The organism is Sphaerisporangium viridialbum, from assembly GCF_049674955.1.
Taxonomy (GTDB): Bacteria; Actinomycetota; Actinomycetes; order Streptosporangiales; family Streptosporangiaceae; genus Sphaerisporangium; species Sphaerisporangium viridialbum.
Genome location: NZ_CP187232.1, coordinates 5,691,727 through 5,713,252 on the forward strand (window position 1 = coordinate 5,691,727; position 21,526 = coordinate 5,713,252).

The 21,526-nt window shown below is 68.2% G+C and carries 9 protein-coding genes; 7 read left to right on the plus strand and 2 right to left on the minus strand.

Going from position 1 to position 21,526, the window contains the following annotated elements; all coding sequences use genetic code 11:
• Positions 1–58 precede the first annotated feature (58 nt).
• From ACOZ38_RS25725 to ACOZ38_RS25755, 7 genes are all read left to right on the plus strand, one after another.
• Entirely contained in the window at positions 59–1,189 is a 1,131-nt protein-coding gene (locus tag ACOZ38_RS25725; RefSeq protein ID WP_424533739.1) for a serine hydrolase domain-containing protein, read from the plus strand.
• A gap of 276 nt (positions 1,190–1,465) precedes the next feature.
• Positions 1,466–3,460, plus strand: a complete 1,995-nt coding sequence (locus ACOZ38_RS25730) for a hypothetical protein (protein ID WP_424537083.1) — start codon at positions 1,466–1,468, stop codon at positions 3,458–3,460.
• Between the two features lie 137 nt (positions 3,461–3,597).
• The gene (locus ACOZ38_RS25735) at positions 3,598–3,954 is read left to right on the plus strand and encodes a CU044_2847 family protein (protein WP_424533740.1); all 357 of its coding nucleotides are present in this window, start codon (positions 3,598–3,600) and stop codon (positions 3,952–3,954) included.
• Positions 3,947–4,927, plus strand: a complete 981-nt coding sequence (locus ACOZ38_RS25740) for an AAA family ATPase (protein WP_424533741.1) — start codon at positions 3,947–3,949, stop codon at positions 4,925–4,927. The genes ACOZ38_RS25735 and ACOZ38_RS25740 overlap by 8 nt, the downstream gene beginning before the upstream one ends.
• A gap of 2 nt (positions 4,928–4,929) precedes the next feature.
• Complete coding sequence (locus ACOZ38_RS25745) at positions 4,930–6,783, plus strand: hypothetical protein (RefSeq protein WP_424533742.1); 1,854 nt, start codon at positions 4,930–4,932, stop codon at positions 6,781–6,783.
• The gene (locus tag ACOZ38_RS25750) at positions 6,780–8,117 is read left to right on the plus strand and encodes a CHAT domain-containing protein (protein WP_424533743.1); all 1,338 of its coding nucleotides are present in this window, start codon (positions 6,780–6,782) and stop codon (positions 8,115–8,117) included. Before ACOZ38_RS25745 ends, ACOZ38_RS25750 begins: the two co-directional genes overlap by 4 nt.
• Positions 8,114–10,828 (plus strand): NYN domain-containing protein, encoded by a 2,715-nt coding sequence (locus ACOZ38_RS25755; RefSeq protein WP_424533744.1) that lies wholly within the window; start codon positions 8,114–8,116, stop codon positions 10,826–10,828. Before ACOZ38_RS25750 ends, ACOZ38_RS25755 begins: the two co-directional genes overlap by 4 nt.
• Positions 10,829–10,917: 89 nt before the next feature.
• On the opposite strand, the gene ACOZ38_RS25760 is transcribed toward ACOZ38_RS25755, so the two are convergent.
• The gene (locus tag ACOZ38_RS25760) at positions 10,918–11,853 is read right to left on the minus strand and encodes a ketoacyl-ACP synthase III family protein (protein WP_424533745.1); all 936 of its coding nucleotides are present in this window, start codon (positions 11,851–11,853) and stop codon (positions 10,918–10,920) included.
• 40 nt (positions 11,854–11,893) lie between these two features.
• A complete protein-coding gene (locus ACOZ38_RS25765; protein WP_424533746.1) occupies positions 11,894–21,523 on the minus strand; it encodes a type I polyketide synthase in 9,630 nt (3,209 codons plus the stop codon).
• Positions 21,524–21,526 lie beyond the last annotated feature (3 nt).

A 21,526-nucleotide genomic window follows, 5' to 3' on the forward strand; every position in this document is an offset into this window, starting at 1 on the left:
GGGCGCTCCCGCCGTCTCAACAACCAGACATGCCGCAACCAAGAAAGAGGAACCGATCATGAGTGACGCGCAGAAGCAGGTTCAGGTCGCGATCGACCAGCTCGTCGAGTCCGGTGCCGAGACGGGCGTGCAGGTGGCCGTGTACCGGGAAGGCGAGCTGGTGGTGGACGCCGTGGCGGGCGCCGCCGACGCGGCGACCGGACGCCCGGTCATCTCCAGCACCCCGTTCTACGCCACCTCGACGGGCAAGGGGGTGACCGCCACCGTCGTGCACGTGCTCGCCGAGCGCGGCGTACTCACGTACGACACCCCCATCGTGGAGCTGTGGCCGGAGTTCGGCGCCCACGGCAAGCAGGCCGCGACCGTACGTCACGCGCTGACCCACTCGACCGGCGTGCCCGGCCTGCCCGCCGCCACCACCCCTGAGGACCTGTGCGACTGGGAGAAGATGTGCGCGGCGGTCGCGGACGCCGAGCCGTGGTGGGAGCCGGGCACCAAGACGGGGTACCACGCCCAGTCGTTCGGCTACATCGTCGGTGAGATCGTCCGCCGCGTCACCGGGCTGCCGATCTCGCAGGTCCTGCGGGAGCAGGTCGCGGGTCCGCTGAGGGTCGCCGACGAGTTGTTCTTCGGCGTGCCGAAGTCCCAGCTCGGCACGCTGGCCCGGCTGGACGAGCCGTCGGGCGGGCCCGAGATGACCGCGGACATGCTCGAAGGCATCCCGTTCTTCAGGGTCGTGCACGGTTACACGGCGGCGCCGATGGCGGCGCTTCCCGACGCCGCCTTCGGCAACCGCGCCGACGTGCTGACGTCCGACATCCCCGCTGGGGGCACCATGTCCGCCCGCGCCGTGGCGCGCATGTACGCCGCGCTGCTCGGCGAGGTGGACGGGGTGCGGCTGGTCTCGCCCGAGCGGCTGCGCGAGATCACCTCGGTGGCGATGAGCGGCGTGGACGAGGTCGTCGGGTTCCCGAGCACGCGAGCGCTGGGGTACAACATCGGCTTCCCCTCGCTGAACGCGTCCCCGGCCCCGACGGTGTTCGGGATGGCGGGCAGCGGCGGGACGGCCGCGTACGCCGACACCGCCACGGGAGTGGCCTTCGCCCTGACCAAGAACCGGGTCTCCGCCGGGGACTACACGACGGTCGAGCGGATCGGCGAGATCGTCAAGAACTCCCTCACCGGCTGACGCACGGCGAACACCTCACGGGCGGGAATGGGCTGTTAACAGGGGCCCCATTCCCGCCCGCGACCTTTCCGCTTCCGCGGCGACGGGGACCCCCGGAGTCAGCCCGGGCTTGGATGTCCCGAACCGCTGACGCGGGCCAAGTGATTGCTCTGCCATGAATGATTGCAATTTGGTCATTTCCCCCAAAAACCTCGACGCAGGTGTCACCTTCAACGGAGAAATTCGGACCCGGGAGGGCATGTGCGCTTGCGTCGACCGTTCTCGATCTTGACCCTGATGGCCTCGGTGATCGCGGGCTCACCCGCGCTCGCCGCGTCCGCGTCAGCCACACTCGCCCCGACCACATCCACCCCGACCGGGTCCCCGCCTGCCCCCGGATGCGATCCGATGGCCGGAGCCGACTGCCTGCTGCCTTTCCCCAACAACTGGTTCACGACGAGCGCCCGCACGCCTACGGGGCTCCGGCTCAACCTGACCAGCGCGATGACCCCCGCGAACGCCGCGGGCAAGACCATCGATCCGGCGGCATGGAACCGGTCCGACGGATTCTCACCCGGCTCGATGCTGCTCGCCCACGTTCCGGGCGTCGACCTCGCCGCGACCGCGGCCGCTCCGGTGACCGACGTCGGCCGGTCTCTGAAGCGGGACGCCCCGATCGTCATCGTGGACACCCGCACCGGCGAGCGCTGGCCGTACTGGGCGGAACTGGACGCGAACGCCACCGACCCCGCGCGGCAGGCACTGATCATCCGCCCAGCGAGGAACTTCCTGGAAGGCCATCGCTACGCCGTCGCGCTCCGGAACCTCAAGGATGCCTCCGGATCCCTGATCGCCGCGCCTGAGACGTTCACCCGCCTCGCTGGAGCCACGCTTCCCGGCGACGACCCGCTGGCCGGGCGGCAGCCCGCGCTCCGCCGTACGCTCCAGGACCTCACCCGGGCCGGGGTGAGTAGCGAGAACCTCTATCTGGCGTGGGACTTCACCATCGCGAGCGAGCAAGGCCTCGCCGGACCTGTGCTGTGGATGCGCGACCAGGCACTCGGCCGGTTGCGCGGCAGGTCGCCGCAGTTCACGGTCACGACGGTCACCGATTTCACCCCCGAGCAGGACGCGAACATCGCGCGAGAGGTCAAGGGCGAGTTCCTGGTGCCCAACTACCTCAACCAGGCGGGCGCCCCGCCCGGCGCGGTGCTGAACCGCGACGCGTACGGCAGGCCGAAGCAGCTCGGTGACGACATGCACGCCCAGTTCCAGTGCGAGATCCCGCGTGCCGCGTTCACCAAGCCCGCGCGCCCGTCCCTGTACGGGCACGGCCTGCTCGGCAGGATCACCGAGGTCCGGGCCTCGAACGTCAGGGCCATGGCGGGCGAGCACGACTTCCTGTTCTGCGCCACCAAGTGGATCGGCATGGCGGACGAGGACATCCCGAACGTCGGCGGGGTGTTCGCCGACTTCTCCCGCTTCGACAGCGTGATCGACCGGCTCCAGCAGAGCCTGCTGAACTTCGTGTTCCTCGGCCGCACCATGATCACTAGGGATGGGCTGGCAAGCGACAAGGCGTTCCAGGACGGCAAGGGGCGCTCGCTGATCGACTGGCACACGGACCTGGCCTACGACGGCAACAGCCAGGGCTCCATCGCGGGCGGCGCGCTGGTCGCCGTGTCACCCGACGTGCGCAGGGGCGTGCTCGGGGTGCCGGGGATGAACTACAGCACGCTGCTCAACCGGAGCGTCGACTTTCAGCCCTTCCAGCAGGTCATGAACGGGTACTACCCCGACAAGCTGGACCAGCAGCTGTGCTTCGCGTTGATCCAGATCCTGTGGGACCGGGCAGAGACCAACGGGTATGTCCAGCACCTGGGTCACGACCCGCTCCCCGGCTCGCCGCGCCACCACATCCTGATGCAGGTGGCGTTCGGTGATCACCAGGTGTCGACGGTCGCCGCCGAGGTCGAGGCGCGGACGATCGGCGCCCGGGTCCACCAGCCCGCGATCGCGGCGGGGCGCAACCCCGACGTGGTCGCTTACTGGGGCATCCCGGCGCTGCCGCGCCGGCCCTATCCGGGTTCGGCGATGGTGGTCTGGGACAGCGGCACACCCGCTCCCCCGGTCACCAACACGCCTCCGCTGGGCCCGCAGTACGGCACCGACTCCCACGAGGACCCGCGGGCCGACGCGACGGCACGTCGGCAAAAGGCGTACTTCCTCAAGTACGGCGTGGTGGTCGACGTCTGCGACGGCCGGCCCTGTACGGCGTCGCACGCCGGGTGAAAGACGCGTAGGCGACGTTGGGCCACGTTCAATCACGGAATTAAACCGGCCCTCTCCCGCAAGTCAGGGACAATCCCTCGCTTTCCTATGCAGACTTTGCATGTCAGCGGAGTGTGGATAGGAGAAAGGACCACTGGATGGTTGTCGTGGCGGTGCCGGCCGGCGAGGGAATGCGCCCGATCCAGATCGAGCTGGAGGAGACGCCCCGTACGGACCTCTCCGACGTCTACGACGAGGAGGCCACCCGCAGCGTGCGGGAGAAGGTCATGAAGCTGGCGGAGCCCCTGTTCTCCGAGGCCGTCGACCTCGTACGGTCGTGCGCGGCGGAGGTCAAGCGGAAGCTCGACGAGATGCCCGAGGACACACGGCCCGACGAGCTGGAGCTGCAATTCGCGGTGAAGCTGGACGCCAAGGTCGGCGCCGCGATCGTCGAGTCGACCAGCGGGGCCCAGTTGCAGATCTCCATGCGCTGGAACGGCCGGAAGAATGCCTGAGGCCGCGACATTTCCGCTGCTGCCGTACAGCTACGTGGTCGGGCAGGACGCTCTGCGACGTGCTCTCGAGATCTCGTACGTGATGCCGCCCGTGGGCGGGGTGCTGATCAGCGGGGAGCGTGGCACAGCCAAGTCGACGATCGTACGGGCGTTCGCCCGCATGATGTACGGCGAGCTGCCGGTGACGCTGCCGATGAACGTGACCGACGACAGGGTCATCGGGGGCTGGAGGATCGACGCCCTGATGGCCGGGAAGACCGAGCCCCAACCCGGACTGCTCGAACAAGCGGGTGGACAGGGCATGCTCTACATCGACGAGGTCAACCTGCTGGACGACCACATCGTCAACCTCATCCTCGACGTGGTCTCCACCGGCCTGCTGGCCGTACAGCGCGAGGGCCTGGACCAGCCGGAGATCGCGCTGTCCTTCACCCTGGTCGGCACCATGAATCCCGAGGAAGGCACGCTGCGCCCCCAGCTCCTCGACCGGTTCGGCCTGCTGGTCCCGGTGAGCGCGGAACTCGACCCGCTGGTGCGTCGCGAGATCCTGCGGACGGTCCTGCGCTTCGAGGAGGAGCGCGTCAGGCCGGCCTCCGCGTGGCTGGACCGGGGCGCCGCTCTCGACCGCGAGCGCCGGGACACGCTGAAGGCCGCACGCGAGGCTGTCGCCGATGTGCGGCTCAGCGATGACGCCCTGTCGCTGTGCGCCCGGATCGCCGCGGAGTTCCAGGTCGCGGGGCACCGCGGCGAGATCGTCATGGCCCAGGCGGCCCGCGCGACGGCGGCCCTCGCGGGCCGTTCGGAGCTGACGCCGCAGGACGTCCGGGCCGTCGCACCGCAGGCGATCGCACACCGCCGTCGCGAGGCCGCGTACGGGGAAGGGCTCGAGTGGACCGCCAAGGACGAGGAGCGCCTCGCCGGGCTTCTCGCGGCGGAGGCGGGAGAGATCCTCACGGCGGACGCGGGAGACTAGCGATGGACGTCCGCGAGCGGGTCGCCACGGCGCTGGCCTGTGCCGCGCTCGACCGGAGCCTCGCCGGGATCCTCCTGTTCGACCTGGACGCGGACCTCATAGTGCCGGTGGTGCGGTGGTTCGCCGGCCTGGTCGGGGGCTCGCCCGCGATCAGCATGCTGGGGGCCACGGCCACCGACGACGATCTGTGGACGCGGATCCGCCCTCGGCCGGGTGAGACCAACGGCTTCCGGCTGGAGCACGGGCCGCTGGTGGGCGCCGACCGGCCGCCCGGCGTGGTCGTGGTGCCCGACCTCGCCCTGCTCGGCCTGGCGGGCGCCCGCGCGGCGGTCGCCACGATCGGGGCGGACGTGGTGCATCTGGAGCGAGCCGGAATGCGGATGCGCTGGCGGCCTGCGGACTACTGGATCGCCTGTTGCCGTCGCGCCGAGGTGGGCCGGGTCTCCCAGCATCTGCTCGACCGCTTCGCGGTTCGCGTCGACGCCGCGGGCCTGCGGAAGGACGTTCCCGCCCGCTCGGCCGCGGAGGCCGAGGGACTCCGGGCGGCCGGGGATCGGACGGCGGTGCTGGGCGAGCCGGATCCTCAGTGGCGACGGGCCATGGGGGCGGGGCGGCTTCCCGGACTCTCGATGGCCGCGGCCGAAGGCGTCGTGGAACTGGTGCCGCCCGCCGCGGCCGGGACCCGCCGCGACCTGGCGCTGGCCAGGATCGCCCGCGCGCTGGCGGCACTGGATGACGAGTCCGTCGTCGAGCGGGAGCACGTCGATGCCGCCGCACGCCTGATCGGGCTCTCCCCCACGACGCGACCGGACGATCCGTCAGGACCGGAACGGCTCATCGAACCGGGCGCACCCTGGGTACCCGTCGAAGGTGGAGCGGACCACGAGGCAGGCCATCTCGACGTGCCCGCGGGGGAAGGCACGCCGCTTCCGAGCGGGCCGCTGCCGGACGCCGAGACCTCCGGCGATCCCTACCCCGAAGACCACGCCGACCCCGAGCACGACGAGTACCCGCTGCGCGTCCCCTGGCACCGGCGGGCCGGCGGCGGACCGCCTCGTGGGCATCCGATCGGCACCGGGCCCGCGCGTGAGGTGCGCGACATCGCGATGGCCGCGACCCTGCTGGAGTCGGCGAAGTTCCAGACGCTGCGGTGCGGCCCGGACCACTTCCAGGCGGGCCACCGGTTGCACGTCGAAGCGGTGGACCTGCGCGGTCACCGGCGGGCGCCGCGACCGAGCCGCCTGCTCGTGCTGCTGCTCGACCACACCTGCCACCATGGGTGGGACTGGTACGGCCCGCTGGCGCCGTATCTGCGATGGGCGTACGCGGCCCGGGCGCCGGTCGACGTCGTGGAGGTGGGCGCGGCCGACGCCTCCGACGAACTGTGCGCGCAGCGGTTCGCGGCACGCGGCCTTCTTGATCCCCGCGTCGCGACGGCCCTGGAACGCCGGCCCGGCCGGGCCACACCGCTCGCGCACGGTCTCAGCCTGGCCGCACGACTGCTGCGCCGCGAGACCCAGCAGGGGGACGCGGCCGTCGTCGAGGCGGTACTGGTCGTGGTCACCGACGGGCGCGCCAACGTTCCTCTTGCCGCGAGCCGGGCGAAGTCCCTGCCTGAGCGGGTTGCCAGGGAGGGGGTCGACGACGCGCTCGGCGTGGCGGGCGAGATCAGCGCGTTGCACCGCGTGCGCAGCGTCGTCGTCGATCCCGGGCCACGTCCCGGCTCCCACCTCACGACACTTCTCGCCACCGCCCTGGGCGGCTTGATCGTCCCGGGCGGCTTCCACACGCTGGACCGTTCGAATGTCCTGGATGATATGGAGGACATGTCCGGCGATGCGGGGGGCTCCGGATGACCATGGAGAATCGTCGCCGGTTCTTCAGTGCCGTCTTCGGGGGGTCGCGGCGCGATGCGGGCGGCAAGGGTGGCTCCGGCATTCCCGGCGCCGAACGCCTGATGCCGCCGGCCGTGGGCCAACGTCCCGCAGTGACGCAGGCCAGCGTGACGGGCGGCCCGGCGACGATGACCGCCGGCAAGCCCGGTGCCGCCGGTGACCCCATGGTCTTCGACGTCGTCGAGGCCGATCTCGGCGCTGGGCTGCCGGAGGGAATGGCCCTTCTCACGGTCGTCCCGTTCCGGCGGAAGGAGGAGACGCCTGGCTTCCGGCTGCGCGGCGTCTGCTGCTGCGGCGAGGCGACCGAATTCGCGGAGGTGTACGGAAAGCCCGATCTGGACCTGGGGTCGCTCGTGTCCTCCGGTGGTGAGCTGCCCGCCGACGTCCTGAGCTTCATGCAGATCTGGTCGCGCCCGAAAACGGAGCTGACCCGGTGGCTCGACCGGCGCCTTGCCGTGCACGGGGACCGGTTCCAGCTCGTGATCTGGGACGACACGGGATATCGGATCCCGTGGGAGCTGTTCTGGCTGGAGTACGACTCCGGCCGTGCCGAAGGCTGGCTGGGCGGGGTCGTGACCATCACCCGATGGCTGTCCATCCGCACCGCCTGGCCGGAGACGGTGCGCGACTACCGCTCGTCCCACGAATGCACCGGCTCGGTCGCCGCCTACATCGACCCCGAGATGAACCGCGACCACTCACTGCTCACCGGCTACCGGGTCGAGCCCAGCAGCACCATGTACGACCTGACCAAGGCGCTCAAGCTCGACGGCGACGCCCTGGCCCTGGTGTACGTCGCCTGCCACGGGAAGTTCGGCGAGCAGCTCTCCGAGTGCGCGCTCGGCACGCTGCCGCTCCTGCACGTCGACCCGATGAAGTTCCCCCGGCTACGCCCCGCGGCGACCTTCGTCTTCCTCAACGCCTGCCATTCGGGCTCGCTCGGCTACGACACCAAGCGGTTCAACGACCGGGTGCTGCGCGGGTTCTCGGAGGTCTTCCTGCGGTCGGGCGCCGCCGGGGTGCTCGCGACCAACGGCGCGGTCGGCGACGGCCCGGCCCATGAGATGGCCCGCGAACTGCTCCAGCACCTGCGCGACAATCCGGGACGATCGGTGGCCGAGGCGGTGCGTGACCTGCGCGCCAAGGCCGCCGGCCTGACACCGGCGGACCTCGCGGCCGTCGCGGGACCAGGAGCCAACAGGGAACTGCTTCCACTGCTCTACAGATTCATGTACGTCTGTTACGGGAGCCCGCGCACGCTGGTCTCCCCCGACGCTGCCAAGGGGGCGCCATGACTCCCGCCACCGACGCCCAGCTGCGACTGGAACCCGTGGTGAGCTGGCCGCGTTCCATGACAGCGGGGCGCCCGCATCTGGTCGCGGTCGATCTCCGCCTCGCGGGTCCCATCCGGGACTGGCCGTACGAGGAGGAAGAGTTCGCCTTCACCTGCGTGCTGGACGGGTCGACCGGCTTCTCCGTCGCGGCCGTGCACGACGCCAGCGTCATCGTGCACCGCTTCGGCGGGTCGTACGGCCCGGCCGAGTTCGTCGTCACCCCCGACGAGACGCTCGGCGACCGCTCCCTGTGGCTCACCATCGTCACTCCGCGCGGCGTCGTGATACGTACGATCGAGCTACCGGCCGGCGTCAACGCCGAGGCGGCCGGCGACATCCCCACCGTGACGCGTCCGGTGCTCGCCAAGTTCTCCGTCGCCCGTGCCACCGGCTACGCGGTCGCGGCCGAGGTCGATGATTCACTTCTCGAAGACCACATCGACCAGCGGGCGAGCGACCCGGTCGAGGAGGCCGCTCGCTTCGAGCGGCGCCTGTGCGTCGCGGTCGATGTTTTCGCCCATAGCAGCCTGAACCACCAGCGACAGGTCGAGACGCGGCACCGGTTGCGGGTCGCCGTCACCGACGCGTGCCGATTGGCCGGTGTGGATCCCGATGACTTCCTCATAGAGGAATCCGGTGACGGCCTGCTCTTGCTCCTACCGCGCAGCGTCGACGTCAGCCGGGTCCTACCGGAGTTCCTCACCGGCATGCGAGACGCCGTCTCCCTGCTGAACCGTGCGGTCAGAAGAGAGGCTCGGCTCCGGCTTCGCATCGCGCTCGGTCATGGCATGGTCAACCTCGCGGCGACCGGCCCGTCCGCGCAACCGCTGGTAGAAGTCTTCCGCGTACTCGATTCGACGGAGCTACGGCTCGCGCTGACCCGGAGCGAGAATGGCGACATCGCGGTGGGCATGACCGACGAGCTTTACCGCGAGACCGACTCTGACGAGGCCATCCGGCGACTTCTCCCGGATTTGAGACGTACCAAGGTGCGGATCAAGAACTTCTCCGTACTCGCGTGGATCTCTGTGCTGCCGGCTGAGGACACTCCCAGCGAAAGCGGCGACGGGGAGTCTCCTGAGCAAACCCTGTATCCGGTCGTCATCCTGTCCGGCAGATATGACCCGTACGACTTGACGCACCTGCTACGTGCCAGATTCGACGCCAAGGCCACGCTCCTGTACGGCACCGCCGAGCAGTGCGCCGTGCTCATCACCGACCCGGGCGAGCGGTCGGACGACGCCCTGAGCAGGATCCGCGCGATCGTGGGCGAGGGAAATCCCGACGCGCGCGTCGAATTCCAGCGCTATCCCTTCCGCCCCTCCACACTGAGCACGCTGCGCGTGCAGGGGCCCGACGGACGGGAGTTCACGTTCCACGCCGTGCCGACGACGACTCACCTGGCCGACATCTCGCAGACTGTGCTGGCGAACTACCTCCATGAGGGTGTTGACGATCGTCTTCTCGAAACCGCGCTCGACTGGATCGCCCCCGATGGAACTCACCGCCGTCTGAACCCAGATCAGATGGTGCATGACGCGGGGCTCGGCGACGGCGACGAACTGCGCGTCAACGTGGCGGTGACGGCGGGCCAACCCGGCGAGTCCGACGATCCGCTCGATCTGCTGCTGAAATCGCCGGATGTCCACCTCATCGTCGACGGGGACAACGTCGCCGCGAACGCGTATCGCGACCTGCCGCTCGCCGACCGGCGGTCGCGGTTGCTCGCCGGCCTCGCCGGCCTGGCCTCCAGGTCGCGGAAAGAGATCACGTGCGTGTTCGACCTGGGGCCGCCGGACACATCGACCACCTTCAGCTCTCCTCGCGGGGTGCGCGTGCTGCTCAGTCCGGAGTCGGCTGTCGATGATCTGATAGTTCGGCTCGTACGAGAGGAGGACGCCGGGCGGACCGTCGTGCTGGTCTCCGCTGACCTCATGATCGCCGAGATGGCCCGCCGGGCCGGTGCCCAGACTGTGACGCCCAGCATGCTGACGCGCAGCATCGCCCGGCTGACCAGCAGGAACGTGTATCTCTTCTGCCTGCTCGACTGCTCGGCCTCGATGGCCGCCGGGGGCAAGATCGAGGCTTTGAACGTCGTGCTCCGGGGAACGGTCGCGAAGCTACGACGCACCGCGGCCGGCGAGCCGACGACACGGCTGACCATGGGCGTGATCACTTTCTCAAGTGAAGCGCGGTGGCACCCTCAGCGACCAGCGCCGATCGAGGACCTCCAGTGGCAGGACGTCACCGCGGGCGGCCGTACGAACTTCGCCGCGCCTCTCAGCTTGCTAACAAGTCAACTTGACACGCTTTCCGCCATGGCCGACACGTTGACGTCCGTGATAGTCCTGGCCACCGACGGTCATCCCACCGACAGCAATGAACACTGGCGGGCGGCCCTCGACGAGCTCGACCGCACCCCGGTGGGACGACGCGCGCTTCGAATGGCCATCGCCATCGGGGGAGACGCGGACACGACGATGTTGAGGGAGTACCTTGCCCGACCGGATCTTCAGCCTCTTACGGCGAAAGACCCGGAGGAACTACACGCCGCCTTTCAAACGGTTTCCGAGGCGGTGGCGAGGGCGATACGGACCCCAGAACTCCTCACGGCAACGTACCCGGCGCCACGACCGCTCCAGCGCCCTGACAACTCGCCCGGCATCTGGTGACCGAACCCCGGGGCACGGCTGTGCCGTACGGCAATGCGGCATGAACCGTGCCTCCGACTCAGGGGCCGGCGAACGTCGGCGACTCTGGACTAGTTCGGACCGGGTAGGTCAGAGACTTCGAGAAGCAGAGTGGTGAATCGGAAGCCTATTCCCATGCCGATGACCAGAATCTTCTCTCCCCCTTGGAGTTGTCCACCGCGGAGAAGGTGATCGATACCGAGGAGCGCGTCACAGGGGCCGACATGGCCGATCTCTCGTAAAAACGGCCATGTGGTACGACTCTGCGCGATGCCCAGGGGTTCCAGGATGAGAGCGGAGAGCTGAGCGAGGCCGACTCCGGTCACTGCGACCTTCGCCACCTCCGGCAACTCGACTCCCGACTCCTCCAGCACCTGCCTCACTGTTCTTATGCCGGCATCTCGGATGATCGGAAGGTAGGGCCCGAGGCCGGTCTGCTGGGCCAGCATGATATTCCCGTTCTCCAGATCTTCCCGGACCGCGACGAGCGACTCGAGCTCGGACGCGGAGGTGTGAGAACTGGCTATCAGCCGGGCATATCCGCCGTCGCGCGACAGAACCGCCGCGGCGGCACCATCCGAAAGGAAAATGCCCAGCGATTCCTGCCATCGCCGCAACCTACCCGTCTGGTAGCGACCCGCCGCGGTGACCATCGTGGCGTTGGCGGAAGGGTCGGATCTCAGCAAGCCCGCCGCGACGACGAGGCCCGTCGCTCCCCCGTTGCTCGCCGCTCCCAGTTCGAATGCCAGCGCCTCGGACGCGCCGAGGACCCGTTGCACGTGACAGGCGGGCGCGAAATGGTCCTGATCATCCAAACAGGCGTAGACGAGCGACGCGATGTCATCGGCGTTGCGTCCCGAGTTCTTCATCGCGTCGACTGCCGCCATCCCCGCCATCTCCGCCGCCGAGTAGTCCCGCGAAATGGTGAGGGACGCCCAGTCGGACAGCTTGAGGCTGGTCGGATTGGCACTGACGGCGCTGCCGCTCAGCACGTCCTCGACGTTCACCCGGGGCGGCAGGAACCTCCCTGTGCCGCAGATGAAGACGCTATCCCAAAGCAATGTTCCGCCCCGTTTCATTGGCTGTGCCCCGCGCCAGATCCATCAGCCAGTTACTCACGGTCAGGCCGATGAGCGCGGAGTGTTCTTCGAGTACGTCGGTCCCGGCGGGAACGGTCACCACCTTCGGGGCTTCCGTGGACGCGATCGGGCACCGCAGGGGAGGGCGTTCGTGGCCTGGCCGGACGAGGATGATCGGGGTCTCGATCTCCGCGGGTTCCCAGCGGCGGAAGAGTTCGCCGTACCAGGCGGTCGCGGTGAGTCGCTCGTCGGAAGGGACGTCGGGCCCCTCCTTGCCTGCCAATCTCCGCAGAAGGAGGGAAAGTTCGTCGTCGCGTCCGCTCGCCGCGTTCCCAGGGGGATCGATCAGCACGACACCCGCGAGTGGCGAGTCCAGCTGTTCCAGTGCCAGTGCTGTCGCGCACACCGGAAGACACGTCAGTGAGTTGCCGACCAGTACGACCGGCTTCCCGTGGAGGGACTCCGGAAGCGCCTTGATCACGCTCTCGGCAATGACCGACACGTTCGCGGGAAGTGGGCCGCTGGAGAACCCGGGCAGGGTGATCGCGGAGACGTCGCGAATTCCTTCGAGCGCTCTCGCGAATTTGTGATATTCGAACTCACCCGACGAGAGGCACAACAGCGCCGGCCGCACAGGACCCTGGGAGAGCGAAGCTGAAGGCAGCGGTCGCGCCTCAGCGGAGAGGCCGTCGAACGACGGGCGGAGCCGCGACGCGGTCAGCAGCAGATCAGCCCCTTGCTCAGGCTTGTCGAGTGATATCGCCTGCCTGAGAAGCGAGAGGATCGGGCCGGCGTCCTTGCCGCTCTCGTCCGGGCAGAGCTCCCGGTGAACGTAGGCGGCGAGGGCCTGCGAGGTCGGATAGTCGTAAATCAGGGTGGCCGGAAGCTCCAGGCCGGTGACCTGCTTGAGGTGCTTACGAAGTTCGAGAGCGGTCAGCGAGTCCAGGCCGAGATCCTTGAAGGAGTGTTCGAGCGGTATTCCGTCGGAGTCACTGTGGCCGAGCACGGTGGCGACGGTGGTTTGAACGAGGCGCAGGAGGTGGTGGCGCTGTCGTTCCGGGGACAGTTCCGCCAGTCGAACCGCCAACGCGTCGCCGGCTCCGGCTCCGGCTCCGGCTCCGGCTCCGGAGGAGACGGCAGGATTTTGGCGGAGTCGCGCGACTTCCGGGATCTCATCGAACAGGGAGCACGGACGATAGGCGGTGTAGAGCGGATAGAAGTTACCCCAATCGAAGCTGGCGATGACAGCGGCCGGCCGGTCCTCGGTCAGCACCTCCTCAAGCGCTGCCAGAGCCTGCTGCGTCCGCATTCTTCTCAGGCCGTGATGCGGGAAGGTGTGGTCCCTGCCCTCCCAGATCCCCCATGCGATCGAGTGGGCGGGAAGACCCTGAGCACGACGATGATGTGCGAGGGAATCGAGGAAGGCGTTCGCCGCCGCGTAACTCGCGAACCCCTTTCCCCCCAGGATGACGGCCGTTGACGAGAACAGGATGAACTCTGAGAGGTCACGGGATTTCGTCAGCTCATGAAGGTTCAGCGCACCATCGACCTTCGCCCGCAGAGCGTTCTCCAGTCGTTCCTCTGTGAGGTCGGACAGCGTGGCGTCGTCGAACGTACCGGCCATGTGAATGACCGTCCGCAGCGGCTGACCGGGGTGAATGTCGGCGAGCACCCCCGCCAGAGCGGAACGATCGGCGATGTCGCAGGCGACGATCCGGATCTCGGCCCCCAGAGCACGCACTTCGTCGACCAGCCGTGAGGCGCCCGGCGCTTCCGGCCCACTGCGGCTCAGCAGAAGCAGGTGTCTGGCGCCGTTGTGCGCAATCCGCTTGGCGAGAGATTTTCCTACTTCTCCGGTACCACCCGTGATGAGCACCGTGCCGTCGGAAGGCCATGCGTAGGAGGAGGATCGGGACACGGCACTACGACTGAGCCGGCGACGCAGCAGTCCTCTCGGCCGGACAGCGAACTGGTCGTCGACGCCACCGCCAAGGGCCTGGCAGATATGTGTGCCGACGTCATCGCCGACGTGCTCGGCCAGGTCGATCAGCCCTCCCCAGCCATGCGGATTCTCCTGGCGTGCCACAAGGTGCAGGCCCCAGGAGAGGGCGTGGATCGGATCGTCCAGCGGTTCGTCAGGATCGGTGACCACCGCGTTCTGAGTCAGGACCCACAGGGGAACGTCGATCCCCTCCAGGGCCTGGGCGAGTTTGAGATTGCCGATCACACCTGCCGGCAGATGGGGGAACGCCGGATGAGAGCGCCGGTCCACGGCCAGCCAGGAGACGACTCCCGCCAGGGCGGATGAACCACCTTCGCCAGACCGGCCGTTGGCGCCTGAATCCGCAGTCGGCAGAGCGGGCGATCTGACTGTGTCGTGAACGTGTCGAGCCAGGTCCTCACGGGAGACGGTGTCGGCGACCATGAGGGTGATGACCTTCGCCCCCTGCTCGGTCATTGCCCTGGAAGTCGCCGATACTCGGCCCATATCGGCTTGTTCCCGCGTTGTGACAACCAGCCAGGTGCCGGACAGTCGCGGCACTTCTCGATCCAGCCGCCGCCACGTGAGCTGGTAATGCCAATCCCCCGTGGCCGCTCGATCCTTGCTCCCGAGACGCCAGTCCGCGAGGTCCTTGAGCAGGGGCCTCAGGGAGGCGATCCGCTCGTCGTCAACGATGTTCAACAGGGAGGCCACCTCTCCCGGATCGTCGTTCTCTACGGCGCGCCAGAATTCGAGATCGTGCGACGGGACGTCGGTTGTTCGCTCCGTCGGGGTGAGCCAGTACCGCTGGTGCTGGAAGGGGTAGGTCGGTAGTTCGGGTCGCCTGGTGACCGGCGGGGCGGGATACAACGCCTCCCAGTCGGGGCTGAGACCGTGAACGTGCAACGTGGCCAGTGCGGTGGCCAGCGCGGTGACTTCCGGACGGTCCTTACGCAGGCTTCCCACGGCCACCGCGGGCAGATCATGCGCCTCAACCCTGGCCTGGAACGCCGGGACCAAAATGGGGTGCGGGCTGACCTCGACGAACACGCGGTGGTCCTGGTCGAGCAGGCACCCCAGCGTCTCATCGAACCGCACGCTGTTACGCAGGTTCCGGTACCAGTAGCCGGCATCCAGCCCGGTGGTGTCCAACGGCCGCCCGGCCGCCTCACCCTCCACAGTGGAAAAGAACGGCACCTCAGCGGACTGCGGACGGATCCCCGCCAACGCCTCCAGGATCGTCTCCCGCAACCCCTCCACCAACGGAGAATGCGAGGCGTAATCCACATCCACCGCCTGCGCGCGCACCCCCTCAGCCGCGCATACCGCGAGGAATTCCTTCACCGCCTCAGCAGTGCCCGAGACGGTCGTACTCCGCGGCCCGTTCACCGTCGCCACCCACAACCGGCCCTCCCACCGGCCCAACCAACCAGCCACCGTGACCGCATCAGCCCATACCGAGGCCATCGCCCCCGTACCCGCCAACCCCACCAGCGCCCTGCTCCGCAACGCCACCACCACCGCCGCGTCATCCAACGACAACGCACCAGCAACATGCGCCGCCGCGATCTCACCCTGCGAATGCCCCACCACCGCATCAGGAACGATCCCCCACGACCGCCACAACCGGGCCAACGACACCATCACCGCGAACAACACCGGCTGCACCACACCGGCACCCACCATCACGGGCGCACTCGCACCCCCTCGCAACACCTCCACCACCGACCAACCGGTATGCGACCGCAACGCCTGATCACATTCGTCCAAAGCCCCGCGAAACACCCCGAAGCTCTCATACAACTGCAACCCCATACCGGCCTGCTGCGACCCCTGACCAGGAAAGACCAACACCGTCTTGCCCGGCCCCTGCGAAGACACCCGCCCACACACCACACCCGGATGAGACAACCCCCCGGCAACAGCCCCAAGCGCCCCACCCAGCACCACACCGGCCTCGGCGATCTCACCGGTCTGAGCGGTCTCAGCGGCCTGCTCGACACCGCCGGCCGCCGGGCCCACGATCACGGCCCGGTGCGCGAAATGCGTCCGCCCGGTCGCCAGACCATGAGCCACAGCCACCGCATCCACATCCGGACGACCGGCCAGATACCCTCCCAACCGCCCCGCCTGCGCCCGCAACGCCTCCGCACTCCGCCCCGAAAGCGGCCACACCACCAACGGCGACCCACCACCATCACCACTGCCCTGGTCCCCGACGGCCGGTGGTTCCTCCAGGATGAGATGGGCGTTCGTACCGCTGATACCGAATGCCGAGACACCCGCACGCCTCGGCCGCCCGTACGGGTGCCACGGCCGCGATTCTGTGAGCAGCGACACCGCCCCACCAGACCAATCCACATGCGGGCTCGGCTCATCCACATGCAACGACCTCGGCAACACCCCGCGCTCCATCGCCGCGACCATCTTGATGATCCCGGCGACACCGGCCGCCGCCTGCGTATGACCGATGTTCGACTTCACCGACCCCAGCCACAACGGCCGATCAGCCGGCCGCTCCTGCCCATAGGTAGCGATGATCGCCTGCGCCTCGATCGGATCACCCAACGTGGTCCCGGTGCCATGAGCCTCGACCACATCGACATCAGCCGCAGTAAGCCCCGCATTGGCCAGAGCAGCACGAATCACCCGCTGCTGCGAAGGACCATGCGGAGCCGTCAGACCGTTGGAAGCCCCATCCTGATTGATGGCCGACCCACGGATCACCGCCAGCACCCGGTGACCCAGACGACGGGCATCGGACACCCGCTCCAGCAGCAGCATCCCGGCGCCCTCGCTCGCCACCATGCCGTCGGCACCGGCACCGAACGCCTTGGTCCGGCCATCCGCCGCCAGCACACGCTGCCGGGCGAAGTCCACGAACAGGCCGGTGGAGGCCATGACCGTGACAGCACCGGCCAGCGCCAGCGAGCACTCGCCCCGGCGCAACGCCTGAGCGGCCAGATGAATCGCCACCAGCGAGGAGGAACACGCGGTATCCACCGTGATCGCCGGCCCCTCCAGACCCAGCAAGTAAGAGATCCGCCCGGAAGCGACACTGGCCGCTACCCCGGTCAGCCGATGACCCTCAACGGCTTCGGAACCCCCCGCACCATACTCATGGGACCACATCCCCGCGAACACCCCGGTCGGAGTCCCGGCCAGGCTGCGCGGATCGATACCCGCCCGCTCCACCGCCTCCCACGCGACCTCCAGCAACACCCGCTGCTGCGGATCCATCCCCAGCGCCTCACGCGGCGAAATCCCAAAGAACTCCGCATCAAACCCCGCAGCATCCTCCAAGAACCCACCACGCCGGACATACGTCGTCCCCGACTCATCCGGATCAGAACTGAACAACCCATCCAGATCCCAGCCACGATCCACCGGGAACTCACCGATCACCTCACGCCCCGCCACCACCACATCCCACAGATCCCCCGCGGATCTGACCCCACCAGGGAACCGGCAACCTATCCCCACCACCGCGATCGGCTCGTCAGTCTCCAAGCCGACCGGTGTCGGAACGGCGGCGGATGCGACACCGGCTACCTGCTCGTAGAGATGAGTTGCCAGAGCCCGTGGCGTGGGGTGGTCGAAGACGACGGTTGGCGGAAGGTGGCAGCCGGTGGTCTGGCCGAGCTGCTTGCGAAGCTCGAGCGCGTTGAGGGAGGTGAAGCCGAGAGCTTTGAACGGCTGCCCTGGGTCGAGGGTGCTGGAGCTGACATGCCCGAGAACGGTCGCCACGTGGGCCTGGACGATCCGCAGGACTCGGTCGTGTTGTTGACCCGGAGTGAGGCCGGTCAGTCCGGCGGCGAAGGAATGCGCGGTGTCGGCATTGCCGGCACGGCGACGGACGGTCCCGGTCCGGCGGCTCCTCGACCTGGAGGGAGCGTGCCCCTCCGAGAGCGGGCCGCTGGAGCGGAGGGTGAGGTTGTCGACGCTGATGACGGGTGCGTCTGCGGGGTCTGTGGCGGTGAGACGGATGGTGTCGGGGTCGATGATGGTGATGTGTACTCGGAGCTTGATGGCGTCGGTGGCGTGCAGGGTGATCCCTGACAAGGCGAACGGCATCCGCACGCTGTCGCTGTGGGTGTCGGTGGTGGTGGTGAGTAGAAGGGGGTGAAGTGCCGCGTCGAGGAGGGCGGGATGGATGGTGTGGCCGCGGGGGTCCAGGTTTTCGGGAAGCTGGATTTCGGCGTAGAGGTTTTCGCCTTGGCGCCAGATGGCGCTCAGGGCCTGGAAGGCGGGACCGTAGTGGTAGCCGCGGGCGGCCAGACGCTCATACAGACTTTCGGCCTGAACAGTGTGTGCGCCTGGCGGCGGCCACGAATCCCAGTCCGCTGTCGCGGGCGAAGCAGCCGAGTGGGGCGAAGCGCCCGAGTCGGGCGAGGCATCGGAGTCGGGGGACAGGTATCCGCTGGCGTGTAGCGTCCAGGTGTTCTGCTCGTCCCGGTCGGTGCGGTGAGGGCGGGAGTGAACGCTGAAGGCGCACCGGTTGTTCTGCGGTGGTTCGACGACGAGCTGAAGGTCCACCGGTGTATCGGCGTTCAGCGGTAGCGGCGTCTGTAATACCAGTTCATCTATGATGCGGTGGCCGGCGTGATCGGCAGCCTGCAGCACCAGATCGACAAAGGCGGTGGCGGGGAGCAGCGTTCTGCCGGTCAGAGTGTGATCGGCGAGCCAGGGGTGTTCCCGTAGCGAAAGCCGCCCTGTCAATACGACTTGGCCCTGCTCGGCCAGTTGGGTCACCGCACCCACCAATGGGTGATCGGAAACTTCCAGGCCCGCCGCTGACACACTGCCGCCTGCTCCCACCGTCGGGGTGAGCCAGTACCGCTGGTGCTGGAAGGGGTAGGTCGGTAGTTCGGGTCGCCTGGTGACCGGCGGGGCGGGATACAACGCCTCCCAGTCCGGGCTGAGACCGTGAACGTGCAACGAGGCCAATGCGGTGGCCAGCGCGGTGACTTCCGGACGGTCCTTACGCAGGCTTCCCACGGCCACCGCGGGCAGATCATGCGCCTCAACCCTGGCGGCAAATGCCGGAACCAAAATCGGATGCGGGCTGACCTCGACGAAAACCCGGTGGTCCTGGTCCAGCAGGCACGCCACCGTCTCATCGAACCGCACGCTGTTACGCAGGTTCCGGTACCAGTAGCCGGCATCCAGCCCGGTGGTGTCCAACGGCCGCCCGGCCGCCTCACCCTCCACAGTGGAAAAGAACGGCACCTCAGCGGACTGCGGACGGATCCCCGCCAACGCCTCCAGGATCGTCTCCCGCAACCCCTCCACCAACGGAGAATGCGAGGCGTAATCCACATCCACCGCCTGCGCGCGCACCCCCTCAGCCGCGCATACCGCGAGGAATTCCTTCACCGCCTCAGCAGTGCCCGAGACGGTCGTACTCCGCGGCCCGTTCACCGTCGCCACCCACAACCGGCCCGCCCACCGGCCCAACCAACCAGCCACCGTGACCGCATCAGCCCATACCGAGGCCATCGCCCCCGTACCCGCCAACCCCGCCAGCGCCCTGCTCCGCAACGCCACCACCACCGCCGCGTCATCCAACGACAACGCACCAGCCACACAGGCCGCCGCGATCTCCCCCTGCGAATGCCCCACCACCGCATCCGGGACGATCCCCCACGACCGCCACAACCGGGCCAACGACACCATCACCGCGAACAACACCGGCTGCACCACACCGGCACCCACCATCACGGGCGCACTCGCACCCCCTCGCAACACCTCCACCACCGACCAACCGGTATGCGACCGCAACGCCTGATCGCATTCGTCCAAGGCCCCGCGAAACACCCCGAAGCTCTCATACAACTGCAACCCCATACCGGCCTGCTGCGACCCCTGACCAGGAAAGACCAACACCGTCTTGCCCGGCCCCTGCGAAGACACCCGCCCACACACCACACCCGGATGAGACAACCCCCCGGCAACAGCCCCAAGCGCCCCACCAACATCGGACTCACCCACCGCCGGACCCACGATCACAGCCCGATGCGCGAAATGCGTCCGCCCCCTCGCCAGACCATGAGCCACAGCCACCGCATCCACATCCGGACGACCGGCCAGATACCCACCCAACCGCCCCGCCTGCGCCCGCAACGCCTCCGCACTCCGCCCCGAAAGCGGCCACACCACCAACGGCGACTCAGCAGCGACGCCACCGGCACCATCACCATCACCGTCACCGTTGCCATCACGGTCACCATCACCGTCGACGACCGGCGGCTCCTCCAAGATCAGATGAGCGTTCGTACCGCTGATCCCGAACGACGACACACCCGCACGCCTCAGCCGCCCACCCCCCGGCCACACCCGCGACTCGGCCAGCAGCGACACCGCCCCACCAGACCAATCCACATGCGGACTCGGCTCATCCACATGCAACGACCTCGGCAACACCCCGCGCTCCATCGCCGCGACCATCTTGATGACCCCGGCGATACCGGCCGCCGCCTGCGTATGACCGATGTTCGACTTCACCGACCCCAGCCACAACGGCCGATCAGCCGGCCGCTCCTGCCCATAGGTAGCGATGATCGCCTGCGCCTCGATCGGATCACCCAAGGCCGTCCCAGTGCCATGAGCCTCGACCACATCGACATCAGCCGCAGCAAGCCCCGCATTGGCCAGAGCAGCACGAATCACCCGCTGCTGCGAAGGACCGTGCGGAGCCGTCAGACCGTTGGAAGCCCCGTCCTGATTGATGGCCGACCCACGAATCACCGCCAGAATCGGATGCTTGTTGGCCCGCGCGTCCGACAACTTTTCGAGCAGTACGATCCCGGCGCCCTCGCTGACCACCATGCCGTCGGCACCGGCGCCGAACGCCTTGGTCCGGCCATCCGCCGCCAGCGCACGCTGCCGGGCGAAGTCCACGAGAAGGTCGGTGGAGGCCATGACCGTGACGCCACCGGCGAGGGCGAGGTCGCACTCACCTGATCGCAGTGATCGACAGGCCTGATGCACGGCCACCAGCGAGGAGGAACACGCGGTGTCCACCGTGATCGCCGGCCCCTCCAGACCCAGCAAGTAAGAGATCCGCCCGGAAGCGACACTGGCCGCTACCCCGGTCAGCCGATGACCCTCAACGGCTTCGGAACCCCCCGCACCATACTCATGGGACCACATCCCCGCGAACACCCCGGTCGGAGTCCCGGCCAGGCTGCGCGGATCGATACCCGCCCGCTCCACCGCCTCCCACGCGACCTCCAGCAACACCCGCTGCTGCGGATCCATCCCCAGCGCCTCACGCGGCGAAATCCCAAAGAACTTCGCATCAAACCCCGCAGCATCCTCCAAGAACCCACCACGCCGGACATACGTCGTCCCCGACTCATCCGGATCAGAACTGAACAACCCGCCCAGATCCCAGCCACGATCCACCGGGAACTCACCGATCACCTCACGCCCCGCCACCACCACATCCCACAGATCCCCCGCCGACCTCACCCCACCAGGGAAACGGCAACCTATCCCCACCACCGCGATCGGCTCGCGTGCCTGACTTTCCAGTTCACGAAGCCGCTGCTTGGTCTCGTACAGCTCGACCGTCGCCATTTTCAGATACTGTACGAGCTTTTCCTGGTCGTTCACCGG

Excerpts from the sequence above, each read along its gene's own strand:
- ACOZ38_RS25725 (WP_424533739.1), top strand. The coding sequence starts at position 59 with ATGAGTGACGCGCAGAAGCAGGTTCAGGTCGCGATCGACCAGCTCGTC.
- ACOZ38_RS25730 (WP_424537083.1), top strand. The coding sequence starts at position 1,466 with ATGGCCTCGGTGATCGCGGGCTCACCCGCGCTCGCCGCGTCCGCGTCA.
- ACOZ38_RS25735 (WP_424533740.1), top strand. The coding sequence starts at position 3,598 with ATGGTTGTCGTGGCGGTGCCGGCCGGCGAGGGAATGCGCCCGATCCAG.
- ACOZ38_RS25740 (WP_424533741.1), top strand. The coding sequence starts at position 3,947 with ATGCCTGAGGCCGCGACATTTCCGCTGCTGCCGTACAGCTACGTGGTC.
- ACOZ38_RS25745 (WP_424533742.1), top strand. The coding sequence starts at position 4,930 with ATGGACGTCCGCGAGCGGGTCGCCACGGCGCTGGCCTGTGCCGCGCTC.
- ACOZ38_RS25750 (WP_424533743.1), top strand. The coding sequence starts at position 6,780 with ATGACCATGGAGAATCGTCGCCGGTTCTTCAGTGCCGTCTTCGGGGGG.
- ACOZ38_RS25755 (WP_424533744.1), top strand. The coding sequence starts at position 8,114 with ATGACTCCCGCCACCGACGCCCAGCTGCGACTGGAACCCGTGGTGAGC.